This window comes from Microbacterium sp. B24 (assembly GCF_000333415.1).
Lineage (GTDB): Bacteria > Actinomycetota > Actinomycetes > Actinomycetales > Microbacteriaceae > Microbacterium.
Map to the genome: position 1 here is coordinate 1 of NZ_BADB01000447.1, position 14194 is coordinate 14194.

Annotated in this window: 11 protein-coding genes; 2 read left to right on the forward strand and 9 right to left on the reverse strand. The window is 69.5% G+C overall.

All coding sequences use genetic code 11. The annotated features are described in order from the left end of the window. The 5 genes from I5I_RS13420 to I5I_RS13440 all read right to left on the reverse strand — a co-directional run. Positions 1 to 1441: Ig-like domain-containing protein (locus I5I_RS13420; RefSeq protein WP_187289960.1), on the reverse strand; the 1441-nt coding region annotated here is incomplete at its 3' end. Beyond that, positions 1441 to 2586, reverse strand: coding sequence for a serine/threonine-protein kinase (locus I5I_RS13425; RefSeq protein WP_036320741.1), 1146 nt, complete (start codon positions 2584 to 2586; stop codon positions 1441 to 1443). The genes I5I_RS13420 and I5I_RS13425, both read right to left, overlap by 1 nt. Before the next feature lie 128 nt (positions 2587 to 2714). Further along, positions 2715 to 3380, reverse strand: coding sequence for a hypothetical protein (locus tag I5I_RS13430; protein WP_036320745.1), 666 nt, complete (start codon positions 3378 to 3380; stop codon positions 2715 to 2717). Positions 3381 to 3432: 52 nt separating this feature from the next. Further along, positions 3433 to 3918 (reverse strand): hypothetical protein, encoded by a 486-nt coding sequence (locus I5I_RS13435; protein ID WP_036320747.1) that lies wholly within the window; start codon positions 3916 to 3918, stop codon positions 3433 to 3435. Further along, a complete protein-coding gene (locus I5I_RS13440) occupies positions 3918 to 4877 on the reverse strand; it encodes an ABC transporter (RefSeq protein ID WP_036320749.1) in 960 nt (319 codons plus the stop codon). Before I5I_RS13440 ends, I5I_RS13435 begins: the two co-directional genes overlap by 1 nt. Positions 4878 to 5004: 127 nt before the next feature. Here I5I_RS13440 and I5I_RS13445 point away from each other — a divergent pair, with 127 nt between their 5' ends. Next, positions 5005 to 5658 carry a hypothetical protein gene (locus I5I_RS13445; protein ID WP_036320751.1) on the forward strand — a complete coding sequence of 218 codons (654 nt, stop codon included), beginning with the start codon at positions 5005 to 5007 and terminating at the stop codon, positions 5656 to 5658. Between the two features lie 36 nt (positions 5659 to 5694). Here the strand turns inward: I5I_RS13445 and I5I_RS13450 are convergent, their stop codons facing one another. Beyond that, positions 5695 to 6777, reverse strand: coding sequence for a zinc-binding dehydrogenase (locus tag I5I_RS13450; RefSeq protein ID WP_036320754.1), 1083 nt, complete (start codon positions 6775 to 6777; stop codon positions 5695 to 5697). Positions 6778 to 6923: 146 nt separating this feature from the next. Between I5I_RS13450 and I5I_RS16130 the strand changes: the two genes are divergently transcribed. Continuing rightward, entirely contained in the window at positions 6924 to 7541 is a 618-nt protein-coding gene (locus tag I5I_RS16130; protein ID WP_051039635.1) for a TetR/AcrR family transcriptional regulator, read from the forward strand. Between the two features lie 6 nt (positions 7542 to 7547). On the opposite strand, the gene I5I_RS13460 is transcribed toward I5I_RS16130, so the two are convergent. The 3 genes from I5I_RS13460 to rpoB all read right to left on the reverse strand — a co-directional run. Beyond that, positions 7548 to 8162 carry a hypothetical protein gene (locus I5I_RS13460; protein WP_036320756.1) on the reverse strand — a complete coding sequence of 205 codons (615 nt, stop codon included), beginning with the start codon at positions 8160 to 8162 and terminating at the stop codon, positions 7548 to 7550. A gap of 178 nt (positions 8163 to 8340) precedes the next feature. Further along, positions 8341 to 12216 carry a DNA-directed RNA polymerase subunit beta' gene (gene rpoC / locus I5I_RS13465; protein ID WP_036320759.1) on the reverse strand — a complete coding sequence of 1292 codons (3876 nt, stop codon included), beginning with the start codon at positions 12214 to 12216 and terminating at the stop codon, positions 8341 to 8343. Between the two features lie 44 nt (positions 12217 to 12260). Beyond that, the coding region (rpoB, locus tag I5I_RS13470; protein WP_036320764.1) for a DNA-directed RNA polymerase subunit beta at positions 12261 to 14194 on the reverse strand (1934 nt) is incomplete at its 5' end.

Below are 14194 nucleotides of genomic sequence, written 5' to 3' on the forward strand. Positions count from 1 at the left end.
AGCTCGGTCCCGGGGATCCTCTAGAGTCCGAAACGAGCCCGTCCGCCGTCGTGCCGTCGGTGACCGCATAGCTGAACGTCGCCGATCCCGTCGCTCCGGGGGCGACCCGCACCGCAAGGCGCTGGCGGTCGTCGGTGGTGGTCACGGTGCCGAAGGCGGGGTCGAGGCCGGTGACCGATGCGGGGTCGACGGCGAGGACGTCATCGTTGGGATCGTGGTCGTTCAGCAGGATCGGAAGGCTCACGAGGGCACCCGGCCGCACGCCGAACGCATCGTTCTCGGCGACCGGAGGGCGCGGGTCGATGATGGGCGGCGGCTTCTGGTCCGACGTCTTCGGCGCCGTCTTCACCTCGTCCTCGATGTCCCAGTTCTGGCTGGAGGGCAGCAGGCGCCCTTCCGGGACGGACCAGACCCACCCTGATCGCGCATCGTTGAGGATCACGCTGTCGCCGGCATCCACGAAGACGGGGCGACGCTGGGAGCCCAGACCCTGCCCGCCGTAGTCCAGTGGCACATCCCCTCCGGTGGAGGTCCACAGGGTGCCCCCGCGCGTGCCCTCGGCAAGCCACGCGGCGCTGATGACGCCGCCACGACTGACCGGACGGGCGGGGGTGCCTCGCGAGGTCGTGCTGTCACCGAAGATGCGCTCGGCCGCGACCGCGGAGACGGGAATGCGCACCAGACCCGTGTCGTCGGCGACGTAGACGGCATCGCCGTCCACCGCTGGTCGGCTGACCGCGATGGTGCCCGTCAGCGAGATCGTGCCCGTCCCACGGCTTGTCCAGAACCGTCCCGCACCGCTGCCGGCAGTGTCCAGGAGCACCCAGTCATCGCCGGCGGCAGTGAGGACGGGTCGCTCCACCGTGGCCGCGACCTTGTCGGCGGCGGCGACCCTTCCCGAGGCGAGGTCGATCCGCGAAACCGTGCCGGCCGACGCCGAATAGCTGAAGACAACGCCCGACGATGCGGCCGCGACGGCGGCGGCGGCCGGAACATCGATCGGCGCGGCGGGTCCGGCCGAGAGCCGCCCCGCGAAGACCGCCCCCGCATCGGTGCGGTAGGCCACGACGTCACCGGAGGCGTCGATGTCGGCCGTCCCGGCGGGCGCGGGCGTCGCGGTGCGCAGCCCCTCGGCGTCGAGATCGACCGGTGCGGCGTCGTCGATGCGCTCGACCTTGGCGTCGTTGTCGGTGAACATGTACGCACCGTCGGCGGAGGTGACGATCCGACTCGGATTGCTGACGGCGCGCACCGTGTCGATCTCTCCGATCGCGGTGTTCACGCGCGCGTAGCGCAGCGTGTCGGCCTGCAGAACCCACGCGGAGCTCTGCGACGGCGGGGTGCGCTGCGCGTCCAGGCCCGGCCACACCACGCTGACCCCGGCGATCAGCGCCGCCGTCGCGCCCGCGGCGGCGAGACCGACGATGCTGCCACGCCTCATCAGCGCATCACCGTCCACAGCGCCGCGGCCGCGGCCAGCAGTCCGCCGCCCACGACGAGGGCGCCGACGATCGAGAGCGCGATGACCCGCGGTGACCACAGCGCACGCGGCGCGGAGGCGCTCAGCCCCGTCGCGTCCTCATCCCCGCCGGGGGTGCGTCGGGCCGTGGGATCCGCCGTGGCGCGCCGACGCCCCTCCGCGACGCGGCTGCGCGCCGGTCCTCGTGCCGACACGTCGGTGAAGTCGATCGCGTCGGATGCCGGCATCCACTCCTCCGTCGGCACCTCCAGCGCCGTGGGCGCGATCCCGGCCGCGCGCTGCACCTCGCGGACGGCCTCGCCGAACTCCCGCGCCGAGGCGTAGCGACGGTCGGGGTCTCGGGTCATCGCCGTCGCGAGAACCTGCTGCAGCGCGTCGGGAACATCCGGGCGGGCGATCGGCACGAACGTCGCCCGCGCGATGCGGCGACGCATCAGCTCGCGGGTGTTCTGATCCTTCTCGCGCCGCTCGAACGGACTGTGCCCGGCCAGCAGCGAGTACACGGTCGCGCCCAGGCTCCACACCTCGCTCGCGATGGTGCCGCCACTGTGCTCGGCGACGACTTCCGGCGCGCTCCACGGAATCGACATCGCCAGGACGTCGGATGCCGCGCTGCGCTGCAACGACGCGGAGATGCCGAAGTCGGCCAGCACCGCCGACCCGAAAGTGGTCACCAGGATGTTGCTCGGCTTGATGTCGCGGTGGATGAGACCGGCGCGGTGCGCCGACTCGAGCGCACCGGCCAGACGTACGGCGACGGCCATCACCTCGTCCACCGGCATCCGCTCGATCCGGTAGCGCTGCGCGAGCGAGCCCGGACAGTACTCCATCACGATGTACGGCCGTCCGTCGGCGGAGATTCCGGCCTGGTAGACCGTGACGATCGCCGGGTGCGCCGACAGATGCGCCAGCACGTCGGCCTCGGCATTGAACATGCGCAGCAGGTCGGGGTCACGCTCGCCGGCCGGCAACACCTTCACGGCGACCGCGCGTCGCGGCATGTCCTGTTGATACAGGAACACGTCGGCGAAGCCGCCGGATCCCAGCGGACGCACGTAATCGAGCCCCGGCAGCTGCGGCGGCGCAGACGGGAGCCTGCGCGTCATGGCACCCCTCAGTCATCTCGCGACCCCATTCCCGACGACGTCGGGAACCCGGCCATGCTAACAAAGCCACCTCGCCGCACCGCGGCGTCCGCTCCGCCCCGCTTCGCCTCGGGGCGAGCCGGGGCGAGTCAGAGCTCGGGAAGTCCGGGGTCGCCGTTCGGCTCGAACGGCGCATCCAGCGAACGGGTGAGCTCCTCGAGCATGGCGGCGATCTGCGGCTCGACGTACTGCGCGATGGCGGCCTGGATGCGGAGGCGATGGTGCAGCAGCACGGCGCAGACCTCGCGGCCCACCATGTTCGCGTAGTCATCGGCGAGGCCGACCTCTTGGCGCAGGGCCGCCTTCGCATCGTCGCTGAGCGGTGGCAGCGCGGGGATGTCGGCATCCTCCTGCTCCGCGAGCCCGCCGATCGTGAAGAGGAACGGCGCCCCCGGCACCGGATCCGGGTCGAGCGGAAGCCCCTCGAACTCGGGATCGAGGCCCTCGGCGGGCCGATAGCTGCGCGCCCGGTTGCGGGCGGCCTGCTGCTCGAGTTCGGCCTGCAGCATGGGGAGATTGCGCGACGTGTACTCGGCCACCGCGTGATCGACGATCGTCTTGATGCGGGTGGAGAGTCCGTGCTGCACACCGTGCGGAACATCCGCTCCCAGGCCCGCGGCCGACAGCACCGGCGAGCCGAAACAACGGCGGCACGGAGCGACGCGCCCGCGATGGGTGGCGGGCTCCCAGCGCGGCAGCCAGCGCAGCCAGGCGTCCACCGCCTGGCTGACCTGGGTCTCGATCGACCGCTCCACGGCTCCATTGTGGCGGCATCCGCGCCGATCGGCGCGGATTTGCGCGCACGGCTCAGTCCTCGTCGCGCTCCCACGGCCAGCGCGGCCGCTCGGCGGCGGTCCGCACGAGCGCGATCGCGGCCCATCCCGCCACCAGAGCTGCGGCGGCCAGCACGACGGCGAACCACGAGGTCGCGAAGCCACCCGCCGCGGCCACGACGCGCGCGGCGTCCACTCCCGAGAGCACGCCGCCGACCGGTACACCGACGAGGTAGGCGAGGAACGTCGCGACCGTCACGATCAGCGCACTGCCGTATCGTGTGCGCTCGGCTCGCAGGGCGAACCACGTCGACACCCCGAACGCGCCGACGGCGAATGCGCCCCCGACGATGCCGGGAAGCTGCCCGAGCCCGGAAACCGCCAGCACCTCCGCCCCCGTGAACAGGCTGAGCATGCCGAATCCGGCGATGACCAGGGCGAAGAATCCCGCAACGGCGAACGCGGTGGCCACCGGCGGAGCGAGTCCGCCTGCGCCACCGCGTCCGCGCGGATCGGTCATCAGCTCTGGTGCAGCCTCGGGCCCGCCTCGAGCGTGCGCTCGTACTCGCGCTGCGCCTCGTCATTCAGCTCGGTGACGCGCTTGCCGCGTGCCGCCACCCACGCGCCGAACCAGATCGTGAGCTCACGGCCGAGCACGAAGGCCACGATCGCGAGCGGGGCGAGCAGCTGCCCCTGAACGAGGTCGGCACCCTGCCGCGCGGTGAGCGTCCAGAACGGCGCCTGGAAGAGCTGGCCGAGGAGGTGACCCGCGTAGGCGACGACGCCGACGAGCAGGCCGAAGATGACCCAGTGTCCCCAGCGTCCGCGGTTGATGATGGCGCCGAGCAGCCAGAAGCCGATGAAGAAGACGACGACCGGCACCCACAGCCACCACGACTGCACCGCAGCCAGCGCGGCGGTGCCCACGTTGGCACCCGTCACCTCGCCCCGGATGGCCTGCAGGCCGAGCGCGGCGCCCAGGTACAGGATGCCGAAGGCCAGCGTCGCCAGCAGGCCGATCGCGCCCGCGGCGCCGCGGTTGCCGCGCAGACGCGGCGGCTCGGGGGCCTGGACGAAGATCGGCTGCGGGGCGGGGGCCGCGGCCGGGACGACTGGCACGACCGGCTCCGCGACGACGACGGTCTCCGCAGAAGACGAATAGGCGCCCGGAACGTACGTCTCGTCGACCGGATCGTCGGCGAAGGAGGATCCGTAGACCGGTTCCGTGTGTGCCGACTCCGCGTGGGCCGGTTCGGCGACCACGGGCTGCGGCGCCTGCTCGGACGCGGCCGATGCGGACGTGTGGACAGCGTCGGCGGCCTCGGCATCCGCCGTCGAGGGCGCATCGACGGCGGCCTCGCGAGAGGCGGCCTCGGCGTCGGCGAGCCCCGCATGGGCACTCGCGACGGCCTCGTCGACCGACGTGGTCTCGACCGGGGGGTGCTCCTCGATCGGTTCGCCGTACTTGGGGTCGCTCATGGCGTGTGCTCCTCACGCGGGACGTGTGCCGCCGCACAGCGAGCGTAACGCCGGGCCGGCGCGCCGACGGGGAGCCATGCCGACGTGTCTCGACGCCCGTGCCGCGCGCGCCGCTTATCGTGAGGCCATGACCTCACGCCGACTCGCCGCCCTCGGCATCAGCCTGCTCGCGGTTCTCGCGCTGAGCGCCTGCGCCGGCACTCCCGACGGTGGCACGACGAGCGCGACGTCGGGGGCGTCGTCTGCGGCGCCGACACCGGTGATGACGCTCGCGCCGTTCCCGATGGGCCCGGCCACCTCGACGACGCCGCTGCCCTCGAACCTGCCGCAGGGATGCCGGGACATCCTGACGGCGAGCGTCCTGCAGGAACTCGACGGCGTGCCGCTGAACGCCGACGGGATGGGCGGCGGCATCCGCAGCGACAGCACGCGGGTGTGTGTCTGGGGCGAGCCGGGCGCGGTCGGCACCCGCCTCGTGACCCTCATCGGTTACGCCCCCGACCAGCCGGCCCGCGACGCGCTCTACGCCCTCGGCAACGACGGCTACACGTGCTACGAGCCGCACGGCGGCATCCGCTGCGAGAAGACCTGGCAGTCCGCGACCCTCCCGGTGCAGGAGGGGCGCACCCTCTTCTACCGCGACGGTGTCATCGTCGACACCCAGTACTCGAATCTCGCCCCCGCCGGCTACACCGACGCCATCATCGACGCGCTCTGGCCGCCCGCCGGGTCGGTGCCGAGAACGCCGGCGCCGACACCCAGCCCGTCCGCGACGCGATAGCGGCGGACGGGCCGGGTCTGGGGCCTTTCCGAGACGTCAGAACGAGGTCACGACGACGCGGTTGATCTTCGGGTCACGAAGAGACTCGTAGCCCTGCTGCACCTCGTCGATCGAGATCTCCCTCGACACGAGCTCGTCGAGCTTGTACCGGCCCTGCAGATAGAGTTCGGCGATCATCGGGATGTCACGCTTCGGATTTGTCGAGCCCATGTAGACGCCCTCGACCCGGTTACGTGCGCCGAGCAGCTGGAGCGCGGACACGTCGATATGGTTGGCCGGGTCGAGAATTCCGATGAGGTAGAGCCCGCCACCGGGCGCCAGCATCGAGAGCCCCGACTGCGTCACTGCGGGAATCCCCACGAAGTCGAAGACGTAGTCCGCCCCGAGACCGCCGGTGAGCTCCTTGACCGCGGCGACGGCGTCGACCTCGCGGGAGTTGATGACGTCGGTCGCGCCGAAATGCCGCGCATTGTCGAGCTTGTCGTCGGCGACATCGATGGCGATGATACGACCTGCTCCGGCGATCACTGCGCCGCTGATGGCGTTGGTGCCGACCCCGCCGGTGCCGATGATCGCGACGGTCTCACCGGGTTGGACGTCGGCGGTGTTCATCACCGCGCCGGCCCCCGTCACAACCCCGCAGCCGAGCAGCGCCGCCTGCGGAAACGGAACGGCATCCGGAATCTTGGCGAGCTGGTTCTCGTGGATGAGTGCGAACTCCGCAAAGCCCCCGAGTCCCATGCCTTGCGCGAGCTCGTTGCCGTCCGCATCGGCCAGACGCCCGGCGCGCACCGTGAACTCCGGGTGCTCGCAGAGATGAACGCGTCCGATGAGGCATTTCGCGCACGATCCGCAGTACTGGACCAGGCAGGCGACGACGTGGTCACCCACCGCGAGGTCGACGACGTCGGGGCCCACCGCTGTGACGACGCCGGATACCTCGTGCCCGAGGACCATCGGCACTTCGTAGCCGAGCGGGGTGTTGGCCGCGAGTTCATCGCTATGGCACAGCCCCGAGGCCTTGACCTGGACCAGTACCTCGCGACCTCGTGGCTCGGCGATCGCCACCTCTTCTGTGTGGAATCCTCCGCCGAACTCGCGCACGACCGATGCCTTCATCTCTGTTCTCCTTCTTCTGCCGCAGCCCCGCGGCCCGTCACCCGTGACATCAGCGTCGCGGTAGGTCGTCCGCATCAGTGCGGACTCCGTCAGACTACTCGCGATTCTGAACATCTGTCTCGAAACTCATCTGTCATGATGGGGCGGTGGCTGCGCTCGAATCGCACACCCCCCGCTCGACGCCGAAGGCTTCCAAGGATCCGCGCCCAGCGCGCACGCGCGGCCGCATCGTGCAGGCGCTCGGAGAGTTGCTTCGCAGCGGTGAGAGCGTGTCGGTCGCCGCGATCTGCACGCGGGGCGGCGTCGGCCGCTCGACGTTCTATGCGCACTTCGGATCGGTCGACGACGTCGCCGAGCTCGTGGTCGACGAGGTCTTCGCGGAGCTGGGCCCCCGTGACGCCCGTCGCCGCCACGAACACGAGCTTCCCGGCGACGTCATCGCAGAGCTGGCGACGCGTGACCTGTTGGCCGCGCTCCGCGAGAAACGCGAGTTCTTCCTCTACGTCCTGGCCGGCCCCTCGACACTCCGGCTGCGCGAACATGTGTTCGCCGCGCTCGCGACGTCGGTGCGCGACGCGGTGCGCGCGGAACGCCCCGCCGACGACGACGCGACGATACGCACGGCCAGCAGTTTCATCGCCGGCGGCCTCGTCGCGCTCCTCGTCGACATCGTGGTTCACGGCGACGTCGACGACGAGCGCATCGTGCGACTCATGGTGGACCTGCTGCCGACCTGGCTCGCGAGGCCGCAGACCTCGCGATAGTCGCGCTCAGCCCCAGACGCGCTTGGCGATGCGGGTGACGTAGTCCGTCGGGTGCCAGCCCGTCTCGCTCGTCGACAGCCACCGGCCCCCACCGGCCTCGATCGTCTCCGTGAGTTCGCCGTCGGTGCGGGTACACCGCGTGCGCTCGGCCTGCGAGGAGCACGTGAACCCGGCCGCCGGCAGCGCCGCCGCGGCGATGGGCCCGGCATCCGCGGGGACGTTCGCGAGCGTCGTGGTGACGGTGCCGGCGTCGGCGCGCCATGCACAGGTGAACACGACCTGCGGCCGCAGGGCGTCGACCAGCTGCGTCGCGGTGGTCATGGGAGCGTCGGCGGAGGCGGTCAGCCCGGCCGCCCCGGGGGCGAAGGTCAGCGTCGCGTCGAGAGCCGCGTCGTACAGATCGGCGCAGCGGGTCGGCGCCGCGCCCCCGACAGGCCCCGCCTCGCCCGTCGCGTCCGCGGCCGGTGTCGAGGTCGACGGGCGTCCGACCGCGTCGCCGAGCCACGAGACGGATGCCGGGATCATCGGAATCGCGAGGAACGCCAGCACGCCGACGGTCGCCGCACACGCGACACCGACGACCCACGCGAACGCCGCGTTTCTTCCTCCGACCCGAGCCATGCGCTCAGGCTATCTCCGCGCCCCCACGCACCCGCCGCGCCCTCCCGCGAGCCGCAAGATCTGCCCGAGCCGCCATGTTCCGGCGCGCCAGATCATGGCGGCACGCGCGGAACGTGGCGGCTCGCGGGAATGGGAAAGGGCCCCGGGGACGCGTGTCCCCGGGGCCCTTTGGCCTCGATCAGTTGTACGTGCCGGGCGTGAAGTCGTCCGTCGAGAAGCTGTCGAAGTCGACGTAGCTCAGGTCGGCGTCGCTGTACGCGCCGTCCGAGGCGAAGATGCGGTTGGGGTACCGCTCGCTCTTGGCCTCCTCCGTCGCCTCGACCACGACGTTGCGGTACTTCGCAAGGCCGGTGCCGGCGGGGATGAGCTTTCCGATGATGACGTTCTCCTTGAGGCCGACGAGCGGGTCGCTCTTACCCTCCATGGCCGCCTGCGTCAGGACGCGGGTGGTCTCCTGGAACGATGCCGCCGACAGCCACGACTCCGTCGCGAGCGACGCCTTCGTGATACCCATCAGCTCCGGACGACCCGACGCCGGGCGCTTGCCCTCGGCGACGGCCTCGCGGTTGATCTGCTGGTAGCGCTTGAAGTCGACCAGCTCACCCGGAAGCAGCGTCGTGTCGGCGTGGTCGACCACGGTGACCTTCCGCAGCATCTGGCGCACGATGACCTCGATGTGCTTGTCGTGGATCGGCACACCCTGCGAGCGGTAGACGCCCTGCACGCCGTTGACGAGGTACTTCTGCACCTCACGGGCGCCCATGACGCGCATGACCTCCTTGGGGTCGAGCGTGCCCACCAGGATCGGCTGGCCGACCGTGACGCGCTGGCCGTCCTCGACCAGGAGCGTCGCGCGCTTCAGGACGGGGTAGACGTGCGGCTCGTCGCCGTTGTCGGGCGTCAGGATGACCTTCTTGGCCTTGTCGGTCTCGTCGATCTTGATGACACCGTCGGCTTCGGCGATCGGGGACGCACCCTTGGGGGTACGCGCCTCGAACAGCTCCTGCACGCGGGGCAGACCCTGCGTGATGTCGTCGGCCGACGCGGAACCACCGGTGTGGAAGGTACGCATCGTCAGCTGCGTGCCGGGCTCACCGATCGACTGGGCGGCGATGATGCCGACGGCCTCACCGATGTCGACCAGCTTGCCGGTCGCGAGCGAACGGCCGTAGCACTTCGCGCAGACACCGACGGCCGAGTCACACGTGAGCACGGAGCGCACCTTGATGGTCTCGACACCGGCGGCCACGAGCTTGTCGATGAGCACGTCGCCCACGTCGTCTCCGGCCTCGGCGACGATCTCGCCGGACGGTGCGACCACCTCGGCCGCGAGCGTGCGGGCGAACACGGAGTTCTCCACGTTCGCGTCGCGCACGAGGGTGCCGTCGGCACCGGGAGCGGCGATCGTGAACTCGAGGCCCTTGGAGGTGCCGCAGTCGTCCTCACGGATGATGACGTCCTGCGAGACGTCCACGAGACGACGCGTCAGGTAACCCGAGTCCGCGGTACGCAGAGCCGTGTCGGCCAGACCCTTACGGGCACCGTGCGTCGCGGTGAAGTACTCCGCGACCGACAGCCCCTCGCGGTACGAGGAGATGATCGGGCGGGGCATGATCTCACCCTTGGTGTTGTTGACCAGGCCTCGGATACCGGCGATGTTACGGATCTGCAGCCAGTTACCACGGGCGCCCGAGCTCACCATGCGGTTGATGGTGTTGTCGGCCGGGAAGTTGGCCTTCATCGCGGCCTGCACCTCGTCGGTGGCCTCGGTCCAGATCTTGATCTGCTCCTGACGACGCTCGGCGTCGGTCACGAGACCCTTCTCGAACTGGCCCTGGACCTTCTGCGCCTGCTTCTCGTACTTGGCGATGATCTCGCCCTTGTTCGGCGGGGTCAGGATGTCGCTGAGCGCGACCGTGACACCCGAACGCGTGGCCCAGTAGAAGCCGGCATCCTTGATGCGGTCCAGCGATGCCGCGACCTCGACCTTGGGGTACTCCTCGGCCAGCTTGTTGACGATCTGCGACAGCTTGCCCTTGTCGGCCTGCTCGCGGACGAACGGGTAGCCCTTGGGGAGCGTGTCGTTGAAGATCGCCTGGCCGAGCGAGGCGTCCACGAGACCGTGGCGCTCGTAGCCCTCGGGCGCTTCGCCCTCGAGGAAGGTCAGACCGGGGATGCGGATGCGCACCTTCGCCTGCAGGTCGAGGGTGCCCTCGTCCTTGGCCAGGATGGCCTCGCCGACCGAGCCGAACACGCGACCCTCGCCCTTGGCACCCTCGATGACCGTGGTCAGGTGGTGCAGGCCGATGATCATGTCCTGCGAAGGCAGGGTGACCGGACGGCCGTCGGAGGGCTTGAGGATGTTGTTCGACGCGAGCATGAGCACGCGGGCCTCGGCCTGAGCCTCGACCGACAGCGGCAGGTGCACGGCCATCTGGTCACCGTCGAAGTCGGCGTTGAACGCCGCGCACACGAGCGGGTGCAGCTGGATGGCCTTGCCCTCGACGAGCTGAGGCTCGAAGGCCTGGATGCCGAGGCGGTGCAGCGTGGGGGCGCGGTTGAGCAGCACCGGACGCTCGCGGATGATCTCCTCGAGCACGTCCCAGACCTCGGGACGGGTGCGCTCGACGGCGCGCTTGGCGGCCTTGATGTTCTGCGAGTGACCGAGGTCGATCAGGCGCTTGATCACGAACGGCTTGAACAGCTCGAGGGCCATCTGCTTGGGCAGACCGCACTGGTGGAGCTTGAGCTGCGGGCCGACGATGATGACCGAACGGCCCGAGTAGTCCACGCGCTTACCGAGCAGGTTCTGACGGAAGCGGCCCTGCTTGCCCTTGAGCATGTCGGACAGCGACTTCAGAGCACGGTTGCCGGTACCGGTGACGGGACGACCGCGGCGCCCGTTGTCGAACAGCGCGTCGACGGCCTCCTGCAGCATCCGCTTCTCGTTGTTGACGATGATCTCGGGGGCGCCGAGGTCGATCAGGCGACGAAGACGGTTGTTGCGGTTGATCACGCGACGGTAGAGGTCGTTCAGGTCGCTGGTGGCGAAACGGCCACCGTCGAGCTGGACCATCGGGCGCAGCTCCGGCGGGATCACCGGGACGACGTCGAGGACCATGGATGCCGGGCTCATGCCCGTCTGCAGGAACGAGTTGACGACCTTGAGGCGCTTGATCGCGCGGATCTTGCGCTGGCCCTTGCCCTCGGAGATCTGCAGGTGCAGCGACTCGGCCTCGGCGGCCAGGTCGAAGGCCTGCAGACGACGCTGGATCGACTCCGCGCCCATGTAGGCCTCGAAGTACTGACCGAAGCGGTCCTGCAGCTCGTGGAAGACGTCGTCCTCCTGCTTGAGCTGACCGACCTCGAGACCGCGGAACTCGTCCCACATGCGCTCGAGCTTGGCGACCTGGTCGTCCGCGTTCTTGCGGATGGACGCCATCTCCTTCTCGGCGGCGTCCTTGACCTTCTTCTTCTGGTCGGCCTTGGCACCCTCGGCCTCGAGGGCCGCGAGCTCCTCCTCCAGCTTGGCCAGACGCGCCGCCACGCGGGCGTCGCGGCGGTCGCCGAGGTTCTTGATCTCCAGGCGCAGGTTCGCCTCGTGGGTCGGCATGTCGCGGTGGCGGGCGTCCTCGTCGACCGAGATCACCATGTACGCGGCGAAGTAGATGACCTTCTCGAGGTCCTTCGGCGCCATGTCGAGCAGGTAGCCGAGGCGCGAGGGCACGCCCTTGAAGTACCAGATGTGGGTGACGGGGGCGGCGAGCTCGATGTGGCCCATGCGCTCACGGCGCACCGAGCTCTTGGTGACCTCGACGCCGCAGCGCTCGCAGACGATGCCCTTGAAGCGGACGCGCTTGTACTTGCCGCAGGCGCACTCCCAGTCGCGCGAGGGGCCGAAGATCTGCTCGCCGAACAGACCGTCCTTCTCGGGCTTGAGCGTGCGGTAGTTGATGGTCTCGGGCTTCTTGACCTCGCCGAACGACCAACGACGGATGTCGTCAGCGGTGGCCAGGCCGATACGAAGCTGATCGAAAGTGGTGGACTCGAGCACTGGTTCTCCTGTGTCTCAGAAAAGTTTCGAAATCAGGCCGCGGGTCAGATCTCGTCGATCGACGAGGACTCGAAGCGGCTGGAGATGTTGATGCCGAGCTCCTCCGCTGCGCGGAAGGCCTCGTCATCCGTGTCTCGGAGGTTGACGGGCGTGCCATCGGCCGAGAGCACCTCGACGTTCAGGCAGAGCGACTGCATCTCCTTCATGAGCACCTTGAACGACTCGGGGATGCCGGGCTCCTGGATGTTCTCGCCCTTGACGATGGCCTCGTAGACCTTCACGCGGCCGACGATGTCGTCGGACTTGATCGTCAGGAGCTCCTGGAGCGCGTACGCGGCGCCGTAGGCCTCGAGGGCCCACACCTCCATCTCACCGAAGCGCTGGCCGCCGAACTGCGCCTTACCACCGAGCGGCTGCTGGGTGATCATCGAGTAGGGGCCGGTCGAACGCGCGTGGATCTTGTCGTCCACGAGGTGGTGCAGCTTCAGGATGTACATGTAGCCGACGGAGATGGGCGCCGGGAACGGCTCGCCGGAGCGACCGTCGAACAGCGTCGTCTTGCCCGAGCTGTCGATGAGACGCTCGCCGTCGCGGTTGGGCAGCGTCGAGTCGAGCAGGCCTGCGATCTCCGCCTCGTGCGCACCGTCGAACACCGGAGTCGCGACCTTCGTGCCGGGAGCGGCCTCGCGGGCCTCCTCCGGCAGGTGCACGGCCCACTCCGGGGTGCCCTCGACCTTCCAGCCCTGCTTGGCGATCCACCCGAGGTGGGTCTCCAGCACCTGGCCGAAGTTCATTCGACCCGGGATGCCGAGCGGGTTGAGCACGACGTCGACCGGCGTGCCGTCCGCGAGGAACGGCATGTCCTCGACGGGGAGGATCTTCGCGATGACGCCCTTGTTGCCGTGGCGGCCGGCGAGCTTGTCACCCTCGGTGATCTTGCGCTTCTGGGCGATGTAGACCACGACGCGGCGGTTGACGCCCGAGCCGAGCTCGTCGTCGCCGTCCTCGGCGTTGAACTCCTTGACGGCGATGATCGTGCCCTGCTCGCCGTGGGGCACCTTCAGCGAGGTGTCACGGACTTCGCGGCTCTTCTCGTTGAAGATCGCGCGCAGCAGGCGCTCCTCGGCGCTCAGCTCGGTCTCACCCTTGGGCGTGACCTTGCCGACGAGGATGTCGCCGGGGCGCACCTCGGCGCCGATGCGGACGATGCCGCGCTCGTCGAGGTCCTTCAGCAGGTCGGGGCTGACGTTGGGGAGGTCGCGGGTGATCTCCTCCTTGCCGAGCTTCGTGTCGCGGGCATCCACCTCGTACTCCTCGATGTGGATCGAGGAGAGGGTGTCGTTCTTGACGAGGTCCTGGCTGAGGATGATGGCGTCCTCGAAGTTGTGGCCCTCCCACGTCATGAACGCGACGAGCAGGTTCTTTCCGATCGCCAGCTCGCCGTTCTCGGTGGCGGGGCCGTCGGCGATGACCTCGCCGACCTCGACCCGGTCGCCCGCCGAGACGATGACGCGCTGGTTGTAGGAGTTGCCCTGGTTGGAGCGGTCGAACTTGCGCAGGAAGTAGTCCTTCGTGCCGCCTTCGTCCAGCTGCACGGTGACGACGTCGGCGGAGACCTCCATGACGACACCGGCCTTGTCGGCGGTGATGACGTCACCGGCGTCGATGGCGGCGTAGCCCTCCATGCCGGTTCCGACGAACGGCGAGTCGCTGCGCAGCAGCGGCACGGCCTGACGCTGCATGTTCGCACCCATGAGGGCGCGGTTGGCGTCGTCGTGCTCGAGGAACGGGATGAGAGAGGTGCCGACCGACACCATCTGGCGCGGCGAGACGTCCATGTAGCCGATCTCGTCGGCGTGGAAGAGGTCGACCTCGCCACCCTGACCGCGGCGGGCGAGCACGCGCTCGTTGGCGAACTTGCCGTCGGCGGTCAGCTCGACACCGGCCTGAGCGACGATGTAGTCGTCTCCTCGATGCC